The sequence below is a fragment of the Novosphingobium sp. BL-S-34 genome (genome assembly GCF_056857015.1).
On sequence record NZ_CM166472.1, the window covers coordinates 1518070 to 1542385 of the forward strand.

At 66.1% G+C, this 24316-nt stretch carries 23 protein-coding genes and 1 tRNA gene; 7 read left to right on the forward strand and 17 right to left on the reverse strand.

From position 1 onward, the window contains the following. Positions 1-126: 126 nt before the first annotated feature. Together AC1VV3_RS07135 and AC1VV3_RS07140 are read left to right on the forward strand one after the other, a co-directional pair. Positions 127-1326 (forward strand): LL-diaminopimelate aminotransferase, encoded by a 1200-nt coding sequence (locus tag AC1VV3_RS07135; protein ID WP_134095232.1) that lies wholly within the window; start codon positions 127-129, stop codon positions 1324-1326. A 196-nt stretch (positions 1327-1522) separates the two neighbouring features. Continuing rightward, positions 1523-2212, forward strand: a complete 690-nt coding sequence (locus AC1VV3_RS07140) for a winged helix-turn-helix domain-containing protein (protein ID WP_431568309.1) — start codon at positions 1523-1525, stop codon at positions 2210-2212. A gap of 27 nt (positions 2213-2239) precedes the next feature. Here AC1VV3_RS07140 and mobA read toward each other — a convergent pair whose 3' ends face one another. Continuing rightward, positions 2240-2776, reverse strand: coding sequence for a molybdenum cofactor guanylyltransferase (mobA, locus tag AC1VV3_RS07145; protein ID WP_134095231.1), 537 nt, complete (start codon positions 2774-2776; stop codon positions 2240-2242). Positions 2777-2924: 148 nt separating this feature from the next. On the opposite strand from mobA, the gene AC1VV3_RS07150 reads away from it, so the two are divergent. From AC1VV3_RS07150 to AC1VV3_RS07160, 3 genes are all read left to right on the forward strand, one after another. Next, positions 2925-4340 carry an RNB domain-containing ribonuclease gene (locus AC1VV3_RS07150; protein ID WP_431568308.1) on the forward strand — a complete coding sequence of 472 codons (1416 nt, stop codon included), beginning with the start codon at positions 2925-2927 and terminating at the stop codon, positions 4338-4340. A gap of 72 nt (positions 4341-4412) precedes the next feature. Beyond that, positions 4413-4486: transfer RNA gene (locus AC1VV3_RS07155), tRNA-Cys, on the forward strand. Positions 4487-4769: 283 nt separating this feature from the next. Then, on the forward strand, positions 4770-6011 hold the full coding sequence (locus AC1VV3_RS07160; RefSeq protein ID WP_431568257.1) for a sensor domain-containing diguanylate cyclase: 1242 nt from the start codon (positions 4770-4772) through the stop codon (positions 6009-6011). Positions 6012-6265: 254 nt separating this feature from the next. On the opposite strand, the gene pnp is transcribed toward AC1VV3_RS07160, so the two are convergent. From pnp to AC1VV3_RS07185, 5 genes are all read right to left on the reverse strand, one after another. Next, positions 6266-8593: a polyribonucleotide nucleotidyltransferase gene (gene pnp, locus AC1VV3_RS07165; protein WP_132265088.1), complete on the reverse strand. Its 2328-nt coding sequence runs from the start codon at positions 8591-8593 to the stop codon at positions 6266-6268. A gap of 230 nt (positions 8594-8823) precedes the next feature. After that, the gene (gene rpsO, locus AC1VV3_RS07170; protein WP_132265086.1) at positions 8824-9093 is read right to left on the reverse strand and encodes a 30S ribosomal protein S15; all 270 of its coding nucleotides are present in this window, start codon (positions 9091-9093) and stop codon (positions 8824-8826) included. A 6-nt stretch (positions 9094-9099) separates the two neighbouring features. Continuing rightward, entirely contained in the window at positions 9100-10032 is a 933-nt protein-coding gene (truB, locus tag AC1VV3_RS07175; protein WP_314464782.1) for a tRNA pseudouridine(55) synthase TruB, read from the reverse strand. Between the two features lie 54 nt (positions 10033-10086). Beyond that, complete coding sequence (locus AC1VV3_RS07180) at positions 10087-10773, reverse strand: site-2 protease family protein (RefSeq protein WP_132265082.1); 687 nt, start codon at positions 10771-10773, stop codon at positions 10087-10089. 128 nt (positions 10774-10901) lie between these two features. Further along, positions 10902-11492, reverse strand: a complete 591-nt coding sequence (locus AC1VV3_RS07185; protein WP_132265080.1) for a thymidine kinase — start codon at positions 11490-11492, stop codon at positions 10902-10904. A 228-nt stretch (positions 11493-11720) separates the two neighbouring features. Here AC1VV3_RS07185 and AC1VV3_RS07190 point away from each other — a divergent pair, with 228 nt between their 5' ends. Then, the gene (locus AC1VV3_RS07190; protein WP_431568256.1) at positions 11721-13310 is read left to right on the forward strand and encodes a DUF1963 domain-containing protein; all 1590 of its coding nucleotides are present in this window, start codon (positions 11721-11723) and stop codon (positions 13308-13310) included. A gap of 9 nt (positions 13311-13319) precedes the next feature. Here the strand turns inward: AC1VV3_RS07190 and rbfA are convergent, their stop codons facing one another. After that, complete coding sequence (gene rbfA / locus AC1VV3_RS07195; RefSeq protein ID WP_132265076.1) at positions 13320-13712, reverse strand: 30S ribosome-binding factor RbfA; 393 nt, start codon at positions 13710-13712, stop codon at positions 13320-13322. A gap of 109 nt (positions 13713-13821) precedes the next feature. Between rbfA and AC1VV3_RS07200 the strand changes: the two genes are divergently transcribed. Further along, positions 13822-14157, forward strand: coding sequence for an RcnB family protein (locus tag AC1VV3_RS07200; RefSeq protein ID WP_431568255.1), 336 nt, complete (start codon positions 13822-13824; stop codon positions 14155-14157). A 68-nt stretch (positions 14158-14225) separates the two neighbouring features. Here AC1VV3_RS07200 and AC1VV3_RS07205 read toward each other — a convergent pair whose 3' ends face one another. The 10 genes from AC1VV3_RS07205 to pspF form a co-directional block, all read right to left on the reverse strand. Beyond that, a complete protein-coding gene (locus AC1VV3_RS07205) occupies positions 14226-14756 on the reverse strand; it encodes a DUF1697 domain-containing protein (RefSeq protein ID WP_431568254.1) in 531 nt (176 codons plus the stop codon). Positions 14757-14974: 218 nt separating this feature from the next. Beyond that, positions 14975-17878 carry a translation initiation factor IF-2 gene (infB, locus tag AC1VV3_RS07210; RefSeq protein ID WP_482961465.1) on the reverse strand — a complete coding sequence of 968 codons (2904 nt, stop codon included), beginning with the start codon at positions 17876-17878 and terminating at the stop codon, positions 14975-14977. A 23-nt stretch (positions 17879-17901) separates the two neighbouring features. Then, entirely contained in the window at positions 17902-18630 is a 729-nt protein-coding gene (locus AC1VV3_RS07215; RefSeq protein ID WP_132265068.1) for a DUF448 domain-containing protein, read from the reverse strand. After that, entirely contained in the window at positions 18611-20230 is a 1620-nt protein-coding gene (nusA, locus tag AC1VV3_RS07220) for a transcription termination factor NusA (RefSeq protein WP_134095225.1), read from the reverse strand. Before nusA ends, AC1VV3_RS07215 begins: the two co-directional genes overlap by 20 nt. 3 nt (positions 20231-20233) lie before the next feature. Continuing rightward, on the reverse strand, positions 20234-20794 hold the full coding sequence (gene rimP, locus AC1VV3_RS07225; RefSeq protein WP_132265064.1) for a ribosome maturation protein RimP: 561 nt from the start codon (positions 20792-20794) through the stop codon (positions 20234-20236). A gap of 356 nt (positions 20795-21150) precedes the next feature. Further along, positions 21151-21468 (reverse strand): JAB domain-containing protein, encoded by a 318-nt coding sequence (locus AC1VV3_RS07230; protein WP_243654166.1) that lies wholly within the window; start codon positions 21466-21468, stop codon positions 21151-21153. 29 nt (positions 21469-21497) lie between these two features. Continuing rightward, complete coding sequence (locus tag AC1VV3_RS07235; protein WP_134095224.1) at positions 21498-22001, reverse strand: hypothetical protein; 504 nt, start codon at positions 21999-22001, stop codon at positions 21498-21500. 30 nt (positions 22002-22031) lie between these two features. Then, positions 22032-22352 carry a hypothetical protein gene (locus tag AC1VV3_RS07240; RefSeq protein WP_243654165.1) on the reverse strand — a complete coding sequence of 107 codons (321 nt, stop codon included), beginning with the start codon at positions 22350-22352 and terminating at the stop codon, positions 22032-22034. 93 nt (positions 22353-22445) lie between these two features. Next, entirely contained in the window at positions 22446-22982 is a 537-nt protein-coding gene (locus AC1VV3_RS07245) for a LuxR C-terminal-related transcriptional regulator (protein WP_132265058.1), read from the reverse strand. Positions 22983-23075: 93 nt separating this feature from the next. Continuing rightward, a complete protein-coding gene (gene pspF / locus AC1VV3_RS07250; RefSeq protein WP_431568252.1) occupies positions 23076-24158 on the reverse strand; it encodes a phage shock protein operon transcriptional activator in 1083 nt (360 codons plus the stop codon). Positions 24159-24316 lie beyond the last annotated feature (158 nt).

Genomic DNA, 24316 nt, shown 5'->3' on the forward strand with positions numbered 1-24316 from the left:
AAAAGTTGCGCATTCCACCGCGCGCGCCTCTCACAATTGCGCATCGGCCATTTGCGCTCGGGCTTTATTCCCCTACAGGAACCCGCGCGGCACTTTCGCCGCGTGTTTTATGGATTCACAGAGGTCATGGAAGACGAGTTCTACCGCATCAAGCGACTGCCGCCCTACGTTATCGCCGAAGTCAACGCGATGCGTCATGCGGCACGCCAGGCGGGTAGGGACATCATCGACCTCGGCATGGGCAATCCCGACCTGCCGCCGCCCGCACACGTCATCGACAAGCTGTGCGAAGTGGCCCGCAAGGAAGACGCCCACGGCTATTCGGCCTCCTCCGGCATTCCCGGCATCCGCCGCGCCCAGGCCAACTACTACGGCCGCCGCTTCAACGTCGATCTCGATCCCGAGACCGAAGTGGTGATGACCATGGGTTCGAAGGAAGGGCTTGCCAGCCTCGCCACCGCGATCACCGCGCCGGGCGACGTGGTCTTGGCCCCCAACCCCAGCTACCCGATCCACACCTTCGGCTTCATCATCGCCGGCGCGACGATCCGCTCGGTGCCGACCACGCCGGACGAACGCTATTGGGAATCGCTGGACCGCGCGATGGCCTTCACGGTGCCGCGCCCCTCGATCCTGATCGTCAACTACCCCTCGAACCCCACGGCCGAGACGGTGGACCTGGCCTTCTACGAGCGCCTCGTCGCCTGGGCGAAAGAGAACAAGGTCTGGATCCTGTCGGACCTCGCCTATTCGGAACTCTATTTCGACGGCAACCCCACGCGCTCGATCCTCGAAGTGCCGGGCGCCAAGGACGTGGCGGTGGAATTCACCTCGATGTCGAAGACGTTCTCGATGGCCGGCTGGCGCGTCGGCTTCGCGGTGGGCAATGCCAAGCTGATCGCGGCGCTGAAGCGCGTGAAGTCCTACCTCGACTACGGCGCCTTCACGCCGATCCAGGCCGCGGCCTGCGCCGCGCTGAACGGCCCGCAGGACATCGTCGAGAAGAACCGCGCGCTCTATCAGAAGCGCCGCGACGTGATGGTGGAAGCTTTCGGCCGCGCCGGTTGGGACATCCCCAGCCCCAAGGCCTCGATGTTCGCCTGGGCGCCGCTGCCGCCGGCGCTGAAGGAAATGGGCAGCCTGGAATTCTCGAAGCAGCTGCTGACCGAGGCCGAAGTCGCGGTGGCACCGGGCGTGGGCTACGGCGAGGACGGCGAAGGCTACGTGCGCATCGCCATGGTGGAGAACGAACAGCGCCTTCGTCAGGCCGCCCGTAACATCAAGCGCTTCCTCGTTTCCAAGGGCGTGAATACGCCTGCGGGGTAAAATTCAGGCTTCCAGGCGGGCTATTACAGACATTTCATAGCCCGCCTGTAAGAATTTAGGTGTTGTCCCCTAGGGGGGATGTCCCAGTATATAGGCCATGTTTTCACCACTGGCGAAACAGATTGGGGGGGGAATGACCTATCTGGGAAAGAGCGAGTGCCACGCACCACGGTTTCGATGGCTGGCACCCGAGAAGATGTCCGAACGGCTTGACCTGCAACGCTGCGGCTGGATCCTCGATCCGGAAGGCGTGCCGGCCACGAACTGCGTCGGCCTGATCGACGCTGCCGATCTCGACAGCGTGGGGTGGATGCAGGTCCTGTCCTTCCTGCCGTCAGAAGCGCGGCGCTGCGTCCTGGTGGCCGGCGTGGGCGAGGCGCAGGATCGCACGTCGCTGCTGCAGATCGGATTCGGAGACGTCGTTACCGAGCGGATCGGGATCGAGGAACTCGGTGCACGCGCCAGTCGCCTCGCGCAGTTCACCGACTGGCTGCCCCGCACCCGCCGCGTCGGCCGCCTGACGCTGGACCTGCTTTCGCGCGAGGCGTTCGGCGATGGCAAGCCGCTCAATCTCAATCCGCGCGAATTCGCGCTGATCTGGCGTTTGGCGGATTCCATCGATCAGTTCGTCAGCAAGCAGGCGCTCATCTACGATGTCTGGCGGATGGGCTTTGTGCCCGAAACCAACAGCGTAGCCGTCCATATGTCGCGCCTGCGCCGCAAGCTGGCCTTCGTGGGGCTTGCCGGGATCATCGAGACCTCGCCCACCGGCGGCTATCGCCTCCACATGCCGGACGACGTGCCGCTGGCGGACCGGACCCTGCTTACCGCCGACTCCTCGGCCCCCCGCTCGGGGGATGGCCGTAACGCCTCTCTGGCGCACTAGCCCCTCCCCGAACCGGCCCCGGTTCCGCTAGTCGCGGGCCGGGTGCCTGCCCGCGAGCGCGGCCAGATCGCCGGGGGTGTTCACATTGGCGACCAGCGCCGGGATCTCCACCAGACGCGCGCCCAGGCTTTCGGCGAAGCGGCGCACCGAATGGCTCTCATCGCTGTGGAGGAGCGCCTCCAGCGCCGTCGCGGCCGAACTGGGCCAGATACCGATCACCGGCTGCTGCGCCAGACAGGCCGGTGCCGGTCCCAGCAGGCCCGGCAGGTCATCCGGCAGCAGCACCGCATCGACGCCGCAAGTCAGCACCGTGTCATAGCCTTCGTCGAGGGCGGCATGCAGCGCGGCCGCCAATCCGCCCAGCGGCCCCATGCCCGGCCGCGGCCAGTCAGGAAGGGTTGGCGCCGGCGCGGTTTCCCGCCCGACCACCACGACTTTCTCGGACCAGCCCGAGAGCGCGTCCACTGCCAGCGAAATCAGCGTATGCCCGCCGAATTCGGCCAGGGCCTTGTCGCTTCCGAACCGGCTGGACAGTCCACCGGCAAGAACGGCTCCGAGAATCATGCTGTGACCTTTTCGAACAATCGGGAATGACTAACGATCCTCGCCTGGACGCGTTCCGCTACCCTCGGGCAAGCGGTCGTTTCGCGGGGATGATGGCGGAGGGCCGCGCCGCTTGCAATTCGCGGCGACCTGCCCTCCAATCCGCCCGATGAAGACGCTTGTCGATCCCGATCGCCTGCTGGACCAGGGCCTCGCCCGTCTGCGCACCCGCTTCGCCATCCCCGAGGCCTTTCCGCCCGAAGTGCTCGATGCCGCCGAGAAGGCCGTCAGGCGCCCGCCGGATCGCCATGCCGACCGCACTGCCTTGCCCTTCGTGACGCTCGACCCGGCAAGCTCGACCGATCTCGACCAGGCGTTCGCCATCGAGGCGAGCGGAGCGGACTGGCTGCTGCACTATGCCATTGCCGATGTCGCCTGGTTCGTCGCCGACGACGATCCGCTGGACAAGGAAGCCTGGCGCCGGGGGACGACGACCTATCTGCCAGACGGCAAGGCCAGCCTCTATCCGCCCGTCCTGTCGGAAGGCGGCGCCAGCCTGCTGCCGAACGTCGATCGCCCCGCGGTCGTTCTCAGTGTCCGCATCGACCCGGCGGGCCTCTCGCGCCTCGACGGCGTGGAGCGCGCCGTGATCCGCAGCCAGGCCAAGCTCGCCTACGAGACGGTCAGGGACGAGGATCTTCCGGACGGCTTCCTGGAGATCGCCCGCCGGATCGAGCGGGCCGAGGACCGCCGCGGCGCCCAGCGCGTCGATCCGCCCGAGCAAGTCGTGGAACGGGACGCGGCAGGTCGTTTTTCACTCGGCTTCCGTCCGCAGCTCCCCTCCGAACGCCGTAATGCCGCCCTGTCGCTCGCCGCCAATCTCGCGGTGGCGCAAACCATGCTCGACGCGCAGACCGGGCTGTTCCGCGTCATGGCCATGCCCGATGCCAGGGCCGAGGAACGCCTGCGAGCGACGGCCCTGGCCCTGCGGCTGGAATGGCCGGCCACCATGCCGCTCGCGCAGTTCCAGCGGCGGCTCGATCCGCGCAGGCCCGCCGAAGCGGCATTCATGCTGGCGATCCGCCGCTCGGGCTCCGGCGCGAGCTATCGCCCTTACGACCCATCCAGGGCCGATCAGGCGGAACTGCCATGGCACGCCGCCGTGGCCGCGCCCTACGCCCATGCCACGGCCCCGCTGCGCCGCCTGGCCGACCGCTACGTCCTGCGCACCGTGCTGGCCCTTGCACAGGGCGAGGCCGTGCCCGAAGCGGTGCTTTCCGCCTTCCCGGAGATCCCCCGCGTCATGGCCCGGGCCGCTTCCCGCGATGCCCAGGTCGACCGCTCGGTGATCGATCTGGCCGAAGCGACCATGCTTCATGGCCAGGAAGGCACCGCTTTCCCGGCCATGATCACCGATGTGCGGGACAAGAAGGCGCAAGTGCAGCTTTGCGAACTGCCGGTGATCGCCTCGATCTCCATCCCCCCTGCCCCCGCCACCGATGTGCTTCCCGGAAGCCCGGTCACCCTGCGTCTCGCCCGCGCCGACCCGGCCGAGGGCGCCTTGTCATTCGAACTTGTCGATTAAATTCGCCGGATCGGAAAATGGGCGTTGCGCTAGTCCCGATCCGTTGTTAGGGGCGCGGTTCTCCACACGGATGGCCCGATGGCGGAGTGGTGACGCAGAGGACTGCAAATCCTTGCACGCCGGTTCGATTCCGGCTCGGGCCTCCATCTTGCTCCCTGGTTATCCAGGCGCAGCATCTTCCCAGATCCCGCACTTTTCACCACTTGCTGCAGCAAGGCGGGCGCCTTTGCGCATGTTGCGGGAACGCTGCCGGGGCGCGCCGGATCGCATTGCCGGTTTTTCCACGTAATTACTTCAAGTTAATGGGCAATAACGCCATCTTAATGGTGTTTGTTACGCTTCCTTAGTCGTCACGCGTTAGCTTGGGTGTTTCGACGAAGCAGGGTGCGGATGCAGAAGCGCGATAGTATACTTTCGCCGAACAAGGCGATGACAGCAGCACGGCGCCTGTCGGTCCATGCCGTTCAGGCCTGCTGCGCGGTCTGCGCGGTGTCCAGCGTTCTGGCAGAGGGCACGACCGCCCGCATCCTGGCGGGGATGGCAGCGGCAACGGCGCTGTTCACGCTGGGCGTCGGCATCCGCTACGGACGCCGCGCGGTGGCCGAACTCGACGGGCATCTCACACTGGTCGCCCAGACGGGCGCCGCCCGCGCGCAAGTCGAAGAACTCTTCGCCATGGCGGACATGCTCCAGGCCGCAGACGACCACGAGGACGCCGGTGCCGTGCTCATGGCCAGCGCGGAACGGCTGCTGCCGGAATTCGACGGCGCACTCTATGTCTTCAACAATTCGCGCGACCGGCTCGACCTCGCGCGGTCGTGGAGCCGGAAGGATGGCTTTGCGCCGCCCGCCACGCTGTTTCCGGGGAGCTGCTGGGCGCTCAAGCGCGGCAAGCCCCATGTCAACGACAGGCTGGGAGGATCGCTCTGCTGCCAGCACGCGATCGGCGGCGCTTCCACCATCGAAGTCCCGATGATGGCGCGCGGGCAGGTGTTCGGCTTGCTCGTCATCGCCAGCGAGGCGGAAGATGCCTCGGCAAGGCTTCTGGACGTGACGCGGGTGGTCCGCGCCCTGGCGGATTCGATGTCGCTGGCCCTGTCCAACATCGCCCTGCGCGAGAAGCTGCGCACCCAGTCCCTGCGCGATCCGCTGACCGGGCTCTACAACCGGCGCTACATGGAAGACGCGCTGGAGCGTTACATCAATCTGGCCCAGCGCACCGGCACGCCGATCTCGGTGCTGATGATCGACCTCGACAACTTCAAGCGCCTCAACGACGATCACGGCCACGCCAAGGGCGATGCCGTGCTGTGCGATGTGGCGGGCCAGCTGGTGGAAACCCTGCGCCCTTCCGACGTGATCGCGCGCTATGGCGGCGAGGAGCTTCTGGTCATCATGCCCAAGTGCAGCCTCGACCATGCCGCGGCCAAGGCCGAACTGCTGCGCCAGCGGGTGGAAGCGCTCTCGGCCGCGCACGGCACCCCGGTCAGCGCCTCCTTCGGCATCGCCACGGTGCCCGAGACCGCGACCGGCGCGGGCGACGTGGTGGCGATGGCGGACAGCGCGCTCTATGCCGCGAAGCAGTCCGGCAAGAACCGCGTGGTCACCGCCCCGCGCCGTGCCCGCAGCGACGACAAGGCCATGCCGCTGCTCACCGCTGCCGGGCGCTAGGACGAGCGGGACAGCCTTCCAGCTTCCGGTCATTGCCATCCGACGTCGCGTCTGGCCGCGCGGGATGGCTGCGTCGCGCCTCCACATGGCGACGCCTGACGCGAACGAGGCCCTACAAGAACGAGGAAGACGCCATGCCGATCGATGGCAGCCCGCCACCTCACCCCCGCACCGGATCATAGACCGCACGAAAAAAGGGGCCGCATCGCTGCGGCCCCTTCTTCTTTTCGTTCAGGTCGCGAGACCCGAGCCGATCAGTCTTCCTTGAGGAAGGCCGGCAGGTGGTCGGGATCGCCGCCACCGTTGCCGCCGTCACGCGGACCGCGGGGACCGCGATCGCCACGGCCTTCGCCGCGCGGACCACGATCGTTGCCGCCACGGCCGCCATCACGGCGCGGGCCGCGACGGTCGCCGCCACGATCGTCACGGGGACCACGATCGCCGCGCGGTTCGCGCGGTTCGCGGGCCGGACGGGTGTCTTCCAGCTCGGCGCCGGTTTCCTGGTCGACGACGCGCATCGACAGGCGAACCTTGCCGCGCGGGTCGATCTCGAGGACCTTGACCTTGACGAGCTGGCCTTCCTTGACGACGTCGGTCGGCTTTTCGACACGCTCGTTCTTCATTTCGGAGACGTGGACGAGACCGTCCTTGCCGCCCATGAAGTTCACGAAAGCGCCGAAGTCGACGATGTTGACGACCTTGCCGTCGTAGATCTTGCCGACTTCCGCTTCCTCGACGATGCCGAGGATCCACTTCTTGGCGGCTTCGATCTGGGCGATGTCGGACGACGAGATCTTGATCACGCCTTCATCGTCGATGTCGACCTTGGCGCCGGTTTCGGCGACGATCTCGCGGATGACCTTGCCGCCGGTGCCGATGACGTCACGGATCTTCGACTTGTCGATCTGGATCGTCTCGATGCGCGGAGCGTGGGCCGAGAGTTCGGTGCGAGCCGAACCGAGGGCCTTGGTCATTTCACCCAGGATGTGCGCGCGGCCGGCCTTGGCCTGCTCGAGCGCCTTGCCCATGATTTCCTTGGTGATGCCGGCGATCTTGATGTCCATCTGCATCGTGGTGATGCCGAGTTCGGTGCCAGCCACCTTGAAGTCCATGTCGCCGAGGTGATCCTCGTCGCCCAGGATGTCCGAGAGAACGGCGAAGTCTTCGCCTTCCAGGATCAGGCCCATGGCGATGCCCGAAACCGGACGGATCACGGGAACGCCCGCGTCCATCATGGAAAGGCAGCCACCGCAGATCGTCGCCATCGAGGACGAGCCGTTCGACTCGGTGATGTCCGACAGGATGCGGATGGTGTAGGGGAAGTCTTCCTTGGCGGGCAGCACGGGGTGCAGCGCGCGCCATGCCAGCTTGCCGTGGCCGATTTCGCGGCGGCCCGGAGCGCCGAAGCGGCCCACTTCGCCGACCGAGTAGGGCGGGAAGTTGTAGTGCAGCATGAACGACGAGTACGACAGGCCTTCGAGGCCGTCGATCATCTGTTCGGCGTCCTTGGTGCCCAGCGTGGTGGTGCAGATCGCCTGCGTTTCACCGCGGGTGAACAGCGCCGAACCATGGGTGCGCGGCAGGAAGCCGACCATCGATTCGATCGGGCGGACCTGGTCGAGCTTGCGGCCGTCGATACGCTTGCCGTCCTTGAGGATGGCGCCGCGCACGATTTCCGCTTCCAGCTTCTTCATGGTCTTGATGGCGACCATCTGAAGCTGCGGGGTTTCGCCGGAGAAGGCTTCCTTGGCCTTGGCGCGGGCGGCGTTCAGCGCGTTCGAGCGGGCCGACTTGTCGGTCAGCTTGTAGGCAGCGGTAACGTCCTTGCCGACGGCCTTCTTGAGCTTCGCCTTGATGTCGGCCGTGTTGTCCGACAGGTCGATTTCCCAAGGTTCCTTGGCGGCCTGCTCGGCCAGGTCGATCACGAGGTTGACGACCTTGCGGCATTCGTCATGCGCGAACATGACGGCGCCGAGCATCTCTTCCTCGGTCAGTTCCTTGGCTTCCGATTCCACCATCATCACGGCGTTGCCGGTAGCGGCGACGACGAGATCGAGGCGGCCGTCTTCGAGAGCAGCGTTCTGCTTCGGGTTCAGCGTGTATTCGCCGTCGACGAAGCCGACGCGGCAGGCGCCGATCGGGCCCATGAAGGGCACGCCCGAGATGGTGAGCGCGGCCGAAGCGGCGATCATCGCAACGATGTCGGCCTCGGTTTCGCCGTCATAGCTCAGGACCTGGCAGATGACGTTGATTTCGTTGTAGAAACCTTCGGGGAACAGCGGGCGGACCGGGCGATCGATCAGGCGGCTGGTCAGCGTTTCCTTTTCGGTGGCGCCGCGTTCACGCTTGAAGAAGCCACCCGGGATGCGCCCTGCGGACGAAAACTTTTCCTGGTAGTGTACGGTCAGCGGGAAGAAGTCCTGGCCTTCCTTCACCGACTTGGCGGCGGTCACCGCGCAGAGCACGACCGTTTCGCCGTAGGTGGCAAGGACGGCGCCGTCGGCCTGACGGGCCACGCGGCCGGTTTCGAGAGTGAGCGTCTTGCCGCCCCACTCCATGCTTACGGTTTTGACGTCGAACATAAGAGGTTTTCCTCAGCCCGCCGGCCCTATTGCAACAGCGGGGTTTACTGCCGGGTATGCCGTCCCGGTCCGGTGTGGAGCCGTTTCGGGGCTCCTGGGTCTGCCGCCGAATTGCGGACGGACCCTTGGTTCTGTTTTACCGCGTTTTCCGGGTCATCAGGTGATCCCACCCGATTGGAAGACGCTCTAATGCAAGAAGCGGCCCGCTAGGGGCCGCTTCCCGTTAGTTCTTACTTACGCAGACCCAGCTTCTGGATCAGCGAGTTGTACCGCGCGACATCCTTCTTCTTAAGGTAGTCGAGCAGCGAGCGGCGCTTGTTGACCATGGCCAGCAGACCGCGACGCGAGTGGTTGTCCTTGTGGTGGGCCTTGAAGTGCTCGGTCAGGTTGCGGATGCGCTCGGTGAGGATCGCGACCTGAACTTCCGGGCTGCCCGTGTCGCCAGCGACGCGTGCGTTGTCCGAAATGATGTCCTGCTTCTTTTCAGCGGTAACCGACATAGTACTTTACTCCGCGACATCCGATAGGTTGAACCCCCTGACAACGCGGACTTCTCCGCTCGAAAGCTCCACGAGCGCGACGGGAATGGTTCCCTCCCGCGCCCAGTAGAGCCCGTCATCGTGGGGCAGTTCGGTCAGAACGCGGCCCTGTCGGACCGCCCTTGCCTGCTCCGAACCGAGGTCGATGGCCGGGATGTCGTCCAGCCCCACCTCCAGTGGCAAGAGTATCTGTTCAAGCGTCGCGCCCTTGCCGATTTCGTTCAATTTGTCCAGCGAAATCGCTTGGGACAGGTCGAACGGGCCGGCCTTCACGCGGCGCAAAAGGGTCACGGTGCCGCAGGTTCCAAGGGCCCTGGCGATGTCCCGCGCCAGGGAACGGATGTAGGTGCCCTTGGAGACGTGGGCGAGCAGGGTGGCGCCTTCCTCCGCATCGAATCGGTCCAGGCGCAGCTCGAACACGGTGACCGCGCGCGTCTTCATCTCCACCTCCTGCCCGGCGCGGGCGAGATCGTAGGCGCGCTCGCCGTCCACTTTCAGGGCGGAATAGATCGGCGGCACCTGCTCGATGGGGCCGGTGAACTGCGCCAGCACGCCTTCGACTTCGGCCTGATCCGGGCGCACGTCGCTGGTCGCGATCACTTTGCCTTCGAGGTCGAGCGTGTCCGTTTCCGAGCCGAAGCGCACGGTGAAGAGGTAGCTCTTGCTGGCATCGAGCATGCGGCCGGCCAGCTTGGTCGCCTCGCCCAGCGCTATCGGCAGCACACCCGTGGCGAGTGGGTCCAGCGTGCCGCCATGCCCGACCTTCACTTTCTTGCCGTAACCCGCCTCGCGCAAGTTGCGCTTCACGGCGGCGACGGCCTGGGTGGAGCCAAGGCCGAGCGGCTTGTCGAGGACGATCCAGCCATGAGGGGCCGGGCGGGGAGGAACGGTGGAATTCATGGCATCCCCCAAGGCCCGCGAGGCCGGTTTGTCAACGCCCGGACAGCCGGGTGCTCAGGCCCCGGCCACGAACTGCGCCAGTGCGTAATAGTGATCGGTCGCCCAGATCACCGGCGGCAGGACCAGGCGCCGCACCACGCCCCATTGCGGGAAGAAGTAGGGCACCACCAGCAGGAGCACGATCAGCAGCGGGAAACCGTAAGGCCGGAACCGCTCGTATTGCGCCGCTGCGGCGCGCGGCAACAGGCCCTCGACGATGTGCGATCCGTCGAACGGCGGGATCGGCAGCAAGTTGAACAGGGCCAGGAAGACGTTGATGGTGATGAAGTTGTTGAGGTTCATCGCCGCAAAGGTCAGTCCGGCGCCTTCGGCGTTCCCGGCAAAGCGCACCAGCAGCCCCAGCAGCAAAGCGCCGACAGCGGCGAGCACCAGGTTGGTGCCCGGTCCGGCGGCGGCGACCACCATCATGCCCCGGCGCGGATCGTTGAGCCGCCAGCGGTTGACCGGCACCGGCTTGGCCCATCCGAAGATCGGCAGCCCGGTCAGCGCCAGGAACCCCGGCAGCGCGATCGTACCCATCGGGTCGACGTGTCGCAGCGGGTTGAGCGACAGCCGCCGTTGCTCCTGCGCGGTCGGATCGCCGAGCGCGAGAGCAGTCCATCCGTGCGCCACCTCGTGGAAGACGATGGCGATGATGAGGGGGATGATGAGCGCCGCGGCCTGCAGCAGGGTCTGGTTCATGGCGCTGATCTAGGGGCGAGCGCCCCCGCCTGCAATGGATCAGGACCGGGCGAGGCGGATGCCGCTACGAAAATCCACCCAAGGGCATTGTGCAGGCCATCTCGCCCGGCCAATTCGGGGCCCCGGCGTCACCGGGCCATGGCTTCGCCGAAATGCTTGCGGCAAAGCGCGACATAGCGATCGTTCCCGCCGATTTCCGTCTGCGCCCCTTCATGCACCGCGGCTCCGGCGGCATCGACGCGCAAGTTCATCGTCGCCTTGCGGCCGCAGTGGCACACCGCCTTCAGCTCGATCAGGGCATCGGCAATGCCCAGCAGGACAGCGGACCCGGGGAACAGCTCCCCGCGAAAATCCGTGCGCAAACCGTAGCAGAGCACGGGGATGTTCTCGCGGTCGGCAACATGGGCGCATTGCCAGGCCTGCGCCGGGGTGAGGAACTGCGCTTCGTCCACCAGAACGCAGGACAGCGGCTCCACCGAATGGGCCGCTCTCACTTGCGAGACGAGGTCGGTATCGGGCAGGAAACGGTGCGCCGATGCGTGCAGGCCGATGCGGCTTTCGATCGCATGGTCGCCGCCGCGGGACTCGCTGCGGTCGTCTATCGCCGCAGTCCACAACATCGTGCGCATGCCGCGCTCGTGATAGTTGAAGTTGGCCTGAAGCAAAGTCGCCGATTTGCCGGCATTCATGCTGGCATAGTAGAAATAGAGTTTAGCCATCGGAGTTGGGGATAACATGCCCCTCGGCCGCCCGCACGGCGTCCCTCGCGATTGTCCCCGCTTGAATGAAAGCCCCTGCCGTTATCTAATCCCGTCAGCCGAAACCGGCGTCCGGGCATCTGGAGTCTCGGCAGGGCCGGAAACAGGCTGAGCTGGAGTTAGACAGGCCCCGAAGTTAGACAGGCCCCGAAGTTCGAGAGGCCCGAAGTTCTAGGCAGGGAGTTGGGCATGAAGAGATGGATCGCCTTGGTCGTGATCATCGCGCTGGCCGGAGCGGCGGCCGGATATGTCGTCGATGCCCCCTTCGCCCCGCACGTCGCCGCCTCCTCCCGACAGACCGCCGCCCTGTTCGATAGCGCCGCCGCAGCGCTGGTCGCCGCTCTGGGACGCGGCGGCGCCATCGCTGCCCCGCTGGTGCTGGGCGCCCTGCTCTGCGCGCCGATACTGCTGCTCTGGCCCCGAACGCCGGCGCTCAAGGCGCTCCCCGGCCCGGTCTGGCGGCCCGAACCCTTGACCGCGGACCCGTTGAGCGTCGAACAGCCGACGGGCGAAGCCGACATGTTCGACCCCGAAGCTCCCCTGCCCCGCCCGGTCGTGCTGATCCGCAAGGCCCGGTCGCGATCGCGGGACTGGTTCGGCGATGCCAGCTGGCTCGGCGGCCTGCCGAAGCTGGCCGGCATTCCCTGGCCGCGCGGCAGCGGCGGTGCGGCGCTGCCTTTCGCCGCGCAGATCGACCTGGCCGAGATCGCCGCCGCCTGCCCGGAGACGCCGCTGCCGAAGTCCGGCTCCCTGGCTTTCTTCGTTGGGACCGGCGCCGTCGTGCCGGTCCCGGCCGGAGCGCACGAGTTCACCGATCCTCCCATGGGCAGCGAGGGCGGCCTGTCGCTGGCCGCGGCGGACCGGGCCCCGGATGACGCGTTCTACCCCTTCTGGCCGGTGGAAGCCGTTGCCGTCCCGCTGCCCGAAGAGCTGCGCGACCGGCAAGAACTCGGCAACGAGCAAGCCGTCGAGCAGGCGATGACCGAGTGGCTCGCCATGCGCTATCCCTTGCGCGACGGGCCGCTGACCGTGCGCGAGCCGGTGGAGCGGGTCTGGTGGCATGGCGCGATCCACCTGGCCGCGCGTTTCCATGCCGCCCTGAACGAAGCCTCGCGCCTGGTGGACAGACGTACCGACAGGACCGCCGACGCGCGCGAGGATGTCGAACTGCTGGGCGCCGATCCGGGCACGACATCGCTGCGCCTGGAAGCCGCCCAGCGCGCCTTCGACCGGGAGGACGCGAAACTCCACGCCACATGCGAGCAGCAGGCCGCGCTCGCGCAAGTCACGCAGGCCATGGACGGCTTCACCAGCGAGCGGGATCCCTGGACGCCGCTGACCCACGACGAGTTCGCCGTGCTTCAGGATGTCCTGGCTCATGTGGCCCGTGATTGCGCCGACCTGGTGCGGAACCGCGCGCCGGCGACGATGGCGGAACTCTCCGCTTTCTCGCTGCGGGCGATGGTTTCAGGGCCGCCGGAGGCTCTGGCGCAAGTGTCCGATGCGGAACTCGCGCGGATCAATGCCGGCTACCGGCTCGCCAATGCCCATCAGCACGAAGTGTTCGGCCCCGGCGGCTGCCACCGTGCGGCGCGCGACGACCATCGGGGCGAGATCCTGCTGCTGCAGCTTGCCAGTGACGACATGATGGGATGGCATTGGCGAGAATCGGGCGGCGATACGGGGAGAGCCTCGGGGCTCTACCAGTTCTGGATCAGCCCGCCCGATCTGGCGCGGCGCCGATGGGACCGGGTTTCGCTGACGTTCGAACCCGGCTGACCGGGCGGATCAGTCCTCGAGGTCGCGCTTGACCCGCGGATCGTTGAGCAGCGCGTCGATCCGGCTCGCCTCTTCGAAAGTATCATCGGTGCGGAAACGGATCTTGGCGGCAAACTTCAGCTTCAGCCGCTGCGCCACTTCGCGCTGGAAGAACGCGGTATGCGTCTGCAGCGCCTTCAGCACGATTTCCTCATGTTCGCCAAGCAGGGGCTTCACGAAGACGGTGGCGATGCGCAGGTCCGGCGTCATGCGCACTTCGGTGACGGAAACCGAATGCGTGCTCAGCGTATCGTCGTGAACCTGCTGGCGCGTGAGGATCTCGGAAAGGACGTGGCGCACCTGCTCACCCACCTTCAGGAGGCGGACGGAGTGCTGTTCGGATGTGACTTGCTGGCGTACCATGGCTTTGTTCCATGTGGGCGGACGACGACAATTTGCAACAATTGATTACGGCTCCAAGGCTCATTTGTGTGGTTTAGCCCTGTGAAACCACCATTTCGAGGAACCGGAAATGCACAAGTTCACCGCCACCCTGCTTGCTGCGGCGCTCGTCGCCCCCACCGTCGCCGCACCGGCTATGGCTGCGCCGGACCGCCACACCTCTTCGCATGCGGACACTTCTCATTCGGGTAGCGGCCATGCCGACAAGGGCCCGCACCAGTTCCGCAAGGGCGAGAAGTTCGACCAGAGCCGCGCCACGCACTACCAGGCCGTGGACTACCGCAAGTACCGCAATGTGAAGGCCCCGCCGCGCGGCTATCACTACGTGCGTTCGGGCAATGACCTGCTGCTCGTCGGCATCACCAGCGGCATCGTTGCCGCCGTGACGAGCGGCATGTTCCGCTGATCCCTCCCGGATAGACGAAACCGGCCAATGGGGCGTCGCGCTTGGCGGAGCGCGGCGCCCTTTGCGCATCACATCTTCGCGACGATCCGCGCCAGCGTTCGCACATTGCGCGCGGCCCCCCGGCTGCCGAGGCGCTTTTCGATGAAGGCCATCGTCAGCGGACTTTCGCTCATCGGCCCGCCGAAATCCACGAAAAGGCAGCGATCGCCCAGCGCCAGTCGCTCGGCGCCGATGCTGCCGTGGTCGCCCACGAGGCGGCCGAACTGCTGCTTGGTGGGTTGCCGCTCCAGCAGCACGCTATGGACGAAAGTGTCCTCGCTGCCCACGAACGGGTTTTCCTCCACGGCCGCGCGGATCTCCGCGCGATTGCGCACCGCCACGAAGGCGCCCATGTCGAAGCGATCGCGCATCAGGTAGGCCAGGAGGTCTTCCAGGCCCTCGGTCGGACGGTCCTCGTAATCGAACAGGACATTGCCGCTGGAGATCACCGTTTCGGCATTCTCCAGTTCCTCGCGCGCGAAGGCGTAGCGCAAGTCCGCCATCGACAGACGATCGCCGCCCACGATCAGGGACTCGAAAAAGGCGCAATAGCGGGTCATGGCAGGGTCATCGATTCCATAAGCTGAATGGCTGCCGGGCATGTCTGCCGGGCGCTTCCTCACCTGCACGAGCCGCGGAGAGGCTGCAAGTCATCCCGCAAGCCGCCATCTGTCGCCGCAGGGCGCCGTCGTCCGGCCAGGCGGCACAAACGGCAACGGCCACCGCCGGGTTTCCCCGACGATGGCCGTTCATGGTCTTCAACCGAAACCGGCAGCTATCAGCCGACGGTACGTTCGCGGTGGCTGACTTCGAAGACTTCGAGGTGGTCGCCCGCCTTGATGTCGTTGGTGTCGGCCAGGACCACACCGCACTCGAGACCGGCGCGGACTTCGTCCACGTCGTCCTTGAAGCGGCGCAGCGAGGAGATCGTCGTTGCCGAAACGATGACGTCGTTGCGGGTAAGACGCGCGCTGAGACCCTTGCGGATGAAGCCTTCGACGACCAGCAGACCGGCGGCCTTGTCGCGCTTGCCGGCCGGGAAGACCTGCTTGACTTCGGCGCGGCCGACCACGGTTTCGATGCGCTCCGGACCCCAGATGCCGGCCATCTGCTTCGCGACCTCGGCGGTCAGCTCGTAGATGACGTCGTAGTACATCATCGGGGTCTTGGTCTTCTCGATCTGCTCGCGCGCCTTGGCGTTCGGGCGGACGTTGAAGCCCACGATCGGCGCACCCGAGGCCGAAGCCAGCGCCACGTCGGTCTCGGTGATGGCACCGACGCCCGAGTGCAGGATGCGCACCTTGATCTCGTCGTTCGAGAGGGCATGGAGCGCGGCGTTGATCGCCTCGACCGAACCCTGCACGTCCGCCTTGACCACGACCGGGTACTCGATGACGTTCTGCTTGGCGGCAAGCGCCGAGAACATCGTGTCGATGCTGGCCGGCGCCATGGCGGTGCGCTTGGCAGTCGCCTGTTCCTGACGGTAGGCCGAAACCTCGCGGGCACGCTGTTCGCTGTCCACGACGCTGAGGAGGTCACCGGCCATCGGCACGCCGCCGATACCGAGGACTTCCACGGGCATCGAAGGCGGAGCGACCTTCACCTGGCGTCCCTTGTCGTCGAGCATGGCGCGCACGCGGCCGCTCTCCGTACCGACGACGAAGATATCGCCGACCTTCAGGGTGCCGCGGTTGACCAGCACGGTCGCGAGCGGACCCTTGCCCTTGTCGAGCTTGGCTTCGATCACGGTCGCCTCGGCCTCGCGGTCGGGGTTGGCCTTCAGTTCCATCAGTTCGGCCTGGAGCAGGATCTTCTCGATCAGATCGTCGAGACCCGCGCCGGTCTTGGCCGAAACTTCCACGTCCTGGACATCGCCCGACATGGCCTCGACGATGACTTCGTGCTCCAGCAGGCGCTCGCGCACCTTCTGCGGATTGGCCTCGTGCTTGTCCATCTTGTTGATGGCCACGATCATCGGCACGCCCGCGGCCTTCGTGTGATTGATGGCCTCGATCGTCTGCGGCATGATGCCGTCGTCGGCAGCGACCACCAGGATCACGATGTCGGTGACGTTCGCACCGCGCATACGCATCTGGGTGAAGGCGGCGTGACCAGGCGTGTCGAGGAAGGTGACGAGGTCACCGCCCTTGGTCTTGATCTGGTACGCGCCCATGTGCTGGGTGATGCCGCCGGCTTCGCCGCGCACCACGTCGGTGCCGCGAAGCGCGTCGAGCAGCGAGGTCTTGCCGTGGTCGACGTGGCCCATGATGGCGACGACCGGGGGACGCGGCTTCAGCGTCTCTTCGGCATCGACGTCGATGGAGGTGTCGATGTCGACATCGCTTTCGGACACGCGCTGGATGTTGTGGCCGAATTCGGTGACGAGCAGTTCAGCGGTATCCTGGTCGATCGTCTGGTTGACGGTGACCATCATGCCCATCTTGAACATCGCCTTCACCAGGTCGGCGCCCTTTTCGGCCATGCGGTTGGCGAGTTCCTGAACGGTGATCGCCTCGGGGACGATCACGTCGCGGACCTGCTTCTCGCGCTGCTGCGACTGGCCGCCGAAGTGGGCACGACGTTCCTTCTCACGGGCGCGCTTGAGCGCGGCGAGCGAACGGGCGCGGGCGCCCTCGTCGTCGTTGAGCGCACGGTTGACCGTGAGCTTGCCCGACTGGCGGCGGTCGCCGCCCTTGCGGTCGCGATCCGGCGTGCTGCGCGGCGGCGGCGGCGGAGCGCCCTTCTTGGCTGCGGCCGGACCCTTCGGTGCGGCGGCAGTGCCGCTGCTGGCGGGGCCGGCATTGCCGGTGGTTGCGGCAGCTGCATTACCGGCATTGCCAGCGGCGGCGTTGCCTGCGGCAGCGTTGCCGGCGGCGGCGGCCGGAGCCTCGGGCTTGCGGGGCTGAGGACGTGCAACCGGGGTAAAGCGGCGCGGCGCGGGAGCCGGAGCGGCCACGGGCGCGGCAGCAGCCGGCTTCGCAGCAGCTTCAGGCGCCTTGGCGGCAGGCGCGGCGGCGTCCGGAGCCGACGCTTCGGCGGCAGGCGCAGCTGCGGCTGGTTCGGCAGCGGCAGGCGTCTCGGCAGGCGCTTCCTGCACGGGAGCCGCAGTATCCTGGGCCGGAGCGTTCTGGGCCGGAGCGTTCTGGGCCGGAGCGTTCTGGGCCGGAGCGTTCTGGACAGCCTCGGCTTCGCGAGCCTTGGCAGCTTCCTCTTCGGCGCGCTTGCTTTCCTGGGCGCGGTTTTCTTCGGCGCGGCGCTTTTCTTCTTCCATCGCGCGCACCTTTTCCTCGTGCTCGCGGCGGTTCGATTCCTCAAGCGAGGCGAGTCGGGCTTCCTCGGCCTCACGCTGAAGACGGGCGACGCGCTCCTGCGGCGTCTCGTTCGACGGAATCGGCTTGCGGGGCGCGGCCGGCGGCGGCGCAGCCCGCTGCGGTGCGGGCTGGGGAGCCGACGGGGCCGGGGCAGCGGCCTGCGGAGCCGGGGCGGGAGCCTGGGGCGCGGGAGCGGCCTCGACAGCGCCTTCGGAGCCCGGCTTGCCGAGCACCTTGCGGCGCTTCACCTCGACCACCACCTTGTTGGTGCGGCCGTGGCTGAAGGTCTGCTTGACCTCACCCGCTTCCACGGAACGCTTAAGCCCCAATGGCTTGCGGCCCAGGGTCGGTTTGTTGTCGGTCTCGCTCATATCTCTCGTCGTGCCCTTCAGTCTCAATTCGTCGCCTCGGGCGCGGCGCTGCGTGCCGGCCCGTTGCTACCATCCATACCGTCCCCGTCCGTCTCGGTGCGGGGCTGCCCCTGGAAATGCAGAAGGCGCTGCAGCAGCGAAGCGACTCGTTGAGCCGCGCCACGATCATTCAGCGCCAAGTGAACGACGTTGTCGCGGCCCAATGCCACAGACAGCGTCTCTCGGTCCAGAGGCAAGCGTGTGCCCTTGAGACCGCTTCCTTCCGCCTCGCTCCCGACTCTCCAGGCCTGGTCGAGCTTGCGCGAGCCGTCTTCGCTCGCATCGGCGGCATGGGCAAGCCATGTGACCCGGCCCTCTCGCGCGTTCTGCGCGATACGGTCGGAGCCCATAAGCAACTTGCCCGATTTCAGTTCGAGGCCCAGCCGGTGAGTCAGTGCGCGGATCAGCGCCTGTTCTATCCGTTCGGCGAGGTCTTCCGGGATCGTGAGCGCGGCACCTTTATAGGCGCGCGCCATCGCTCCCTTTAATTTGCCCTTCTCGAGCGAATTTTCAAGAGTGTCACGAGAAACGCCGATCCACGCGCCGCGCCCGGGGGCACGCGCGTGGATGTCGGGAAGAACGAGTCCGTCCGGCGAGATCGCCAGACGGATGTAGTCTTCACGCGCACCGACCTCCCCGGAGAGGATGCATTTCCTCTCCGGCCCGGCGCCGTCGATGTCGGAGCTTACGCGCTCATTGCGAGGATTCCGCATCGGCGGCCTCCTCGGGTTGCGGTTCTTCGTCGAACCAGTGAGCGCGGGCTGCCATGATGATTTCGTTACCCTGTTCTTCGTTCAGGCCGTACTCGCCGAGCACGCCGCCCTTGTCTTCGTCACGCGCACGGCGGTTCACCGAACCGTCGCGGCGGCGCTGCTCGGAGCGCTTCTTGGCGATCAGCTCGTCGGTGGCGAGATCCGCCAGGTCGTCGAGCGTCTTGATGCCGGCCTTGCCGAGAACCACCAGCATCGCCTCGGTGAGGTGCGGCAGTTCGGCCAGGGCGTCCTCGACACCGAGACCGCGGCGTTCCTCGCGCGAGGCTTCTTCGCGGCGCTCGAGCGCTTCCTGGGCACGGCTCTGCAGTTCCTGGCCGAGTTCTTCGTCGAAGCCTTCGATGGCGGCCAGTTCGTTGAGGTCGATGTAGGCGACTTCCTCAAGCTCGCTGAAGCCTTCGGCCACCAGCAGCTGCGAAAGGGTCTCGTCCACGTCGAGCTCTTCCTCGAACATCTTCGAGCGCTCGGTGAATTCCTTCTGGCGCTTCTCCGAAGCCTCCGCCTCGGTCATGATGTCGATCTGCGAGGCAGTCAGCTGCGAGGCAAGGCGCACGTTCTGGCCGCGGCGGCCGATCGCCAGCGAAAGCTGGTCATCGGGCACGACGACTTCGATGCGGCTTTCTTCCTCGTCGATGACGACGCGGCTGACGGTCGCGGGCTGGAGGGCGTTGACCACGAAAGTCGCGGTGTCTTCGCTCCAGGGGATGATGTCGATCTTTTCGCCCTGCAGTTCCTGCACGACGGCCTGAACGCGGCTGCCCTTCATGCCGACGCAGGCGCCGACCGGGTCGATCGAGTGATCGTGGCTGATCACGCCGATCTTGGCGCGCGAACCCGGATCACGGGCGGCGGCCTTGATCTCGATCACGCCGTCGTAGATTTCGGGCACTTCCTGCGCGAAGAGCTTCTTCATGAAGTCCGGGTGCGCGCGGGAAAGGAAGATCTGCGGCCCGCGGTTCTGGCGCTCGACACGCATGACCAGCGCGCGAACGCGCTCGCCGACGCGGGCGGCTTCACGGGGGATCTGCTGGTCGCGGCGGATCACGCCTTCGGCGCGGCCGAGATTGACGATGACGTGACCAAATTCGACCGACTTGATCACACCGGTGATGACTTCGCCGGCGCGGTCCTTGAATTCTTCGTACTGGCGGTCACGCTCGGCATCGCGGACCTTCTGGAAGATCACCTGCTTGGCCGACTGCGCGTCGATGCGGCCGAGGTCCACCGGGGGCAGCGGGTCGACGATGAAGTCACCCAGGGCCGCGCCCTTCTGAAGCTTGTCGGCCTGCTTGAGGTCCACCTGCTTGAAGTAGTCCTCAACTTCTTCGACCACTTCGACGACGCGCCACAGACGCAGGTCGCCGGTGCGCGGATCGAGCTTCGCGCGAATGTCGTTTTCCGCACCGTAACGGTTGCGGGCTGACTTCTGGATGGCTTCTTCCATCGCCTCGATGACGATCGACTTGTCGATCATCTTCTCCGAAGCGACGGAGTTCGCGATCGCGAGCAGCTCGGCGCGGTTGGCGGAAATCGCACTGGCCATGGCTTAGTCTTCCTGTTCCTCGACAATCTCGTCGGCCCCGCTGTCATCCAGCGGGCGGGTTGCTGCGATCAGCTTGTCCGTGAGGACCAGCCTTGCGGAATGAATGTCGCCGAGTGGGAAAGTCACCCGGCCGGACTTCTTGTCGTCGATCGTGATCTGATCGCCGTCGATGCCGACCAGGTCACCGGTCAGCCCCTTGCGGTTGCCTTCCACGGGTGCGGTCAGGCTTACCTTCACTTCGTGCCCGGCCCAGTTGGCGTAATCCTTCGGGCGGGTCAGCGGACGATCGATGCCGGGCGAGCTGACTTCGAGGCGATAGGCTTCCTCGATCAGCGTTTCGCCGGCTTCTTCCAGCGCGTCCATGCGATCGGAGATGCGGTGCGAAAGCTTCACGCAGTCATCCAGCACGAGCTGGCCGGTGGCCGGGTTCTCGGCCATGATCTGCAGGGCGATCTCATCGTCGCCCACTTCGCTCTTGCCGAAGATTCGCACGCGCACCAGGTCGAAACCGAGGGCGTTGACCTCAGGTTCGATGACTTCGGTAATGCGTGCAATGTCGGCCAAGCCGTATCTCCGGTAAAAATCGTGCTGTTCGGCAACGCAGTTTCGCGCCGGCCCCTTCCGGCGCCAGCCCGAACCTTGTGTCACCAATGTCGGGATGAGGCGCAGATAAGCGCATCGCCGGTAAAAAGCAAGAGAGAGGATTCCGGCCTGCCGGTCGGGCGAAACCGATGTCCGGGGCTTCGGGCCAAGGCATTGCCGGGGCGTGGGCCGGTGCCGCTCGAAGACGGACGGACGCCCGTTCTTGCCGATCGGAAAGGTCGATTAAAAAGTGCAGGCCGGGCGAGTGTTCGGGTGGGGGGGGGGCTCGCCCGGCCTGCGTCCAGCGGGGGGAGGGCCGCCCGCCGGTAAGTTGGGAGTCACGTCACGGCGCGACTCATCAGCCCGGCCCGTCGCATGGAGACCGCGCTGCGTCCTCCGACCACGAGGTGGTCGTGGAGCTCGATTCGCGCGGTCTCGCACAACGCGGAGAGCCGGCGCGTGGCGATCACGTCCGCCCGGCTGGGCAGCGGATCGCCGGAAGGGTGGTTGTGCACCAGCACCAGGCCGACGGCCCGATGCTCCAGCACGCGTTGCAAAAGCGACCGGGAGCCGGCCCTGATCGTGGCCTCGCAGCCTGTCGTGCAGGCCACTTGTCCCACCAGCCGCCCTTCGGCATCGAAAGGCAGTTCAAGCATCACCTCGCGGCGAAGGCAGCCCAGGTGGGTTACCAGCGTTTCGAGGAGACTTCGCGAGAGCGGCCGGATGCGACTGCAACCCGGGACCAGTCCTGCCACGAGGGATCGTTGCCAAGCCGCTGCTTGCGCCAGACATGCAGGATCGTACCGATCGCTATCGCCGAAAGCGCCAGGAACGTGGGCGTCCCCCGCATCACGGCGTAGACCGTTGGCGGAATTCCGATGTCCGCCCATCGTGCGAAATGCGCGCTGAGGCTCAACAACTGCAACGAGGTTGCCCATAGCGGCCAAATCCTTCGGGCCTGGAGCGCGAGATAGCCGAAACCGGCCGTTCCCACGGCATCCGTCAGCAGCGACGTGGGATCCACGCTCCTGAAACGACTGGGCAGCAGGCTTTCTCCGCCGACTTGCAGCAGGACCATCGCCAGGATGATCGCGGCGCCCCACCGTTCGGGCGCGCCGCCCTGCCAGAAGGCCAGCGCCACGGCGACGACCAGCAGCAGGAAGAAAGCAAGCTGTTCAGAGTTTCCCAAGGACGCTCCCCATTTCGAACGAGTCCCCGATCAGGCCGCGATTTCGGCGAGCGGCTGATGCTCGCCTTCGGCCTTGTCCGGGCAGCGGACCGGAATATCCATCGTCTCTGCCAGTTTCGACAGGTCGCTATGCGCACGCACCAGTTCGGAGCGGGCCTCGATCAGGCTGCGCTGCATGGCTGCAACGCGCGCCATCGGGCGCTGGGTGCTATGGGCGTTATCGACGATCGCAAGGCGGCCGCGAGCGATTTCCGCCATGAGTTCGCTGGCCTTGGCGAGAAGCTCATCCATGTCGTTCTCGACCGACTGGATGCTCCGGGTGATCCGCATTCCGACAATATCCGGTGTCATATTCGTCGCCTCCCACGGGGAATTCCGAGATCGAAGGCATCCGGCAAGAAAGACCACCGGGTCGGTGGACCGGATCGGTGGACCAGCGCGCCGCTAAAGCAGTTTTTCCAGAGCCTCGGCGATCGCCAGGGTGGCCGCAAGGGTCACCGCCATGATCAACGCCAGCAAGAAAACCGCCCCTACGCGCCCCGCCCTTCCGAACCTTGCATCGAATGCCTCCAGGCCTGCCGGCTCGGCAACCCGGGCATCGAACCAATCGGGATGCCGTGCCATGGGCCGTGCATCGGAGAGGACGAAGACCGGATCCGCCGTCAGATCCTGATCGCTCTCATCCCCCTCTCCCGACCCCGCGTCGATACGGGAAAAGCCATATGTGGATTTGCCACATAGCTCCACGAGCTGCCCATAAAGGCGCGCCGTATCCTTGCGGTTGAGGGTTCCCCACTTGTCGCGCACGGCATTGATGCGCTGGTCCACCGTGTTCGGCGCGATGCCGATCTCGCGGGCGATTTCCTTGGTGGTACGGTGCATCAGCAGCAGGTCGAGAACTTCGACCTGCTTGGACGTCAAGTTTTCCAACAACCCTGTTGCTTCGGAAATGTCGGTTATCTCTTGCACATCGGCCCTCATTCGCGCCTTCCGTGCACTATAACGGCAAATCCCACTAGGGAAAATTAAAGCAAAACGGCAGACAGACTTTCCTAAACGGCCGCTTAATGCTTGTTATTCACCGAGATTTCGCGGCCGTGACTGGGCCGGTGGTGGCGCGGAGGGTGCCTGCCCGCCTTCCGACAGACGGTGCTTCTTCATGCAATGGCGCAACTGGTCATAGGACAATCCCATAGCCGACGCCGCGCGGCGCTGGTTCCAGCGATGCCGGTCGAGCGCCTCGACCAATAGCCCGCGTTCGTAAGCCTCAACCGAAGCCCGCAGCCCGGCGCCCGCTTCCACGGGCGCAGCCGGCGCCGGCCTTGCCGGGAGGGCGGCCACCGGAATCGGCGTGGGGGAAGGCTCGGCAGCGGCGGCGGGCATCCAGGGGTTCTCGAAAGGATCGAAGACGATTTCGGCGATCGGCGCGTGTTCGTTCGCCCAGCGATAGACCGCCCGCTCCGTCACGTTCCGCAGCTCGCGCACATTGCCCGGCCAGTCATGCGCCTCCAGCACCGCCATGGCCTGCGGCGAGAAACCGGGCCAGGTATCCCACTCCAGCTCGCTCGCCATGCGCCGCCCGTAGTAGTCGGCCAGTTCGTAGACATCGCCTTCCCGCGCCCGCAGCGGCGGCAGGTTGATGACCTCGAAACTCAGGCGATCGAGCAGGTCGGCGCGGAACGTGCCTTGCTCGGCCATGCGCGGCAGGTCGGCATTGGTGGCGGCAACCACGCGCACGTCGACCTGCACCGGGCGCGAGGCACCGATTCGCGCGATCTCGCCATATTCGATGGCCCGAAGCAGCCGCTCCTGCGCGGCCATCGACAGGGTGCCCAGCTCGTCGAGGAACAGCGTCCCCCGATCCGCTTCCTCGAACCGGCCGGCCCTTGCCCGCACCGCGCCGGTGAAAGCCCCGGCCTCGTGCCCGAACAGCTCCGCTTCGATCAGCGTTTCCGGCAAGGCGGCGCAGTTCATGGTGATCAGCGGCTCGCCCCAGCGCGGCGAGAGGTGATGGAGTCGCTGGGCGATCAGTTCCTTGCCGGTCCCGCGCTCACCGATGACCAGCACCGGGCGCCGCACCGCCGCGGCCCGACTGGCGCGCTCCACCGCGTCGAGGAAGGCGGTGGATTGACCGATGAACTGAACGTCTCGCTCCATTCCCAACTCTTAGCGAATTTCACCATTCATTGGCAATTCATCTTTTGCACCCTCCCCCACCAAGCGTCTGAAATCGCAGAAAACCGCATGTTCTCGAGTTTGGCACGCCCCTTGCGATGACATGGGCAAATTCACGAGATCCGACAGAGGAACACCAG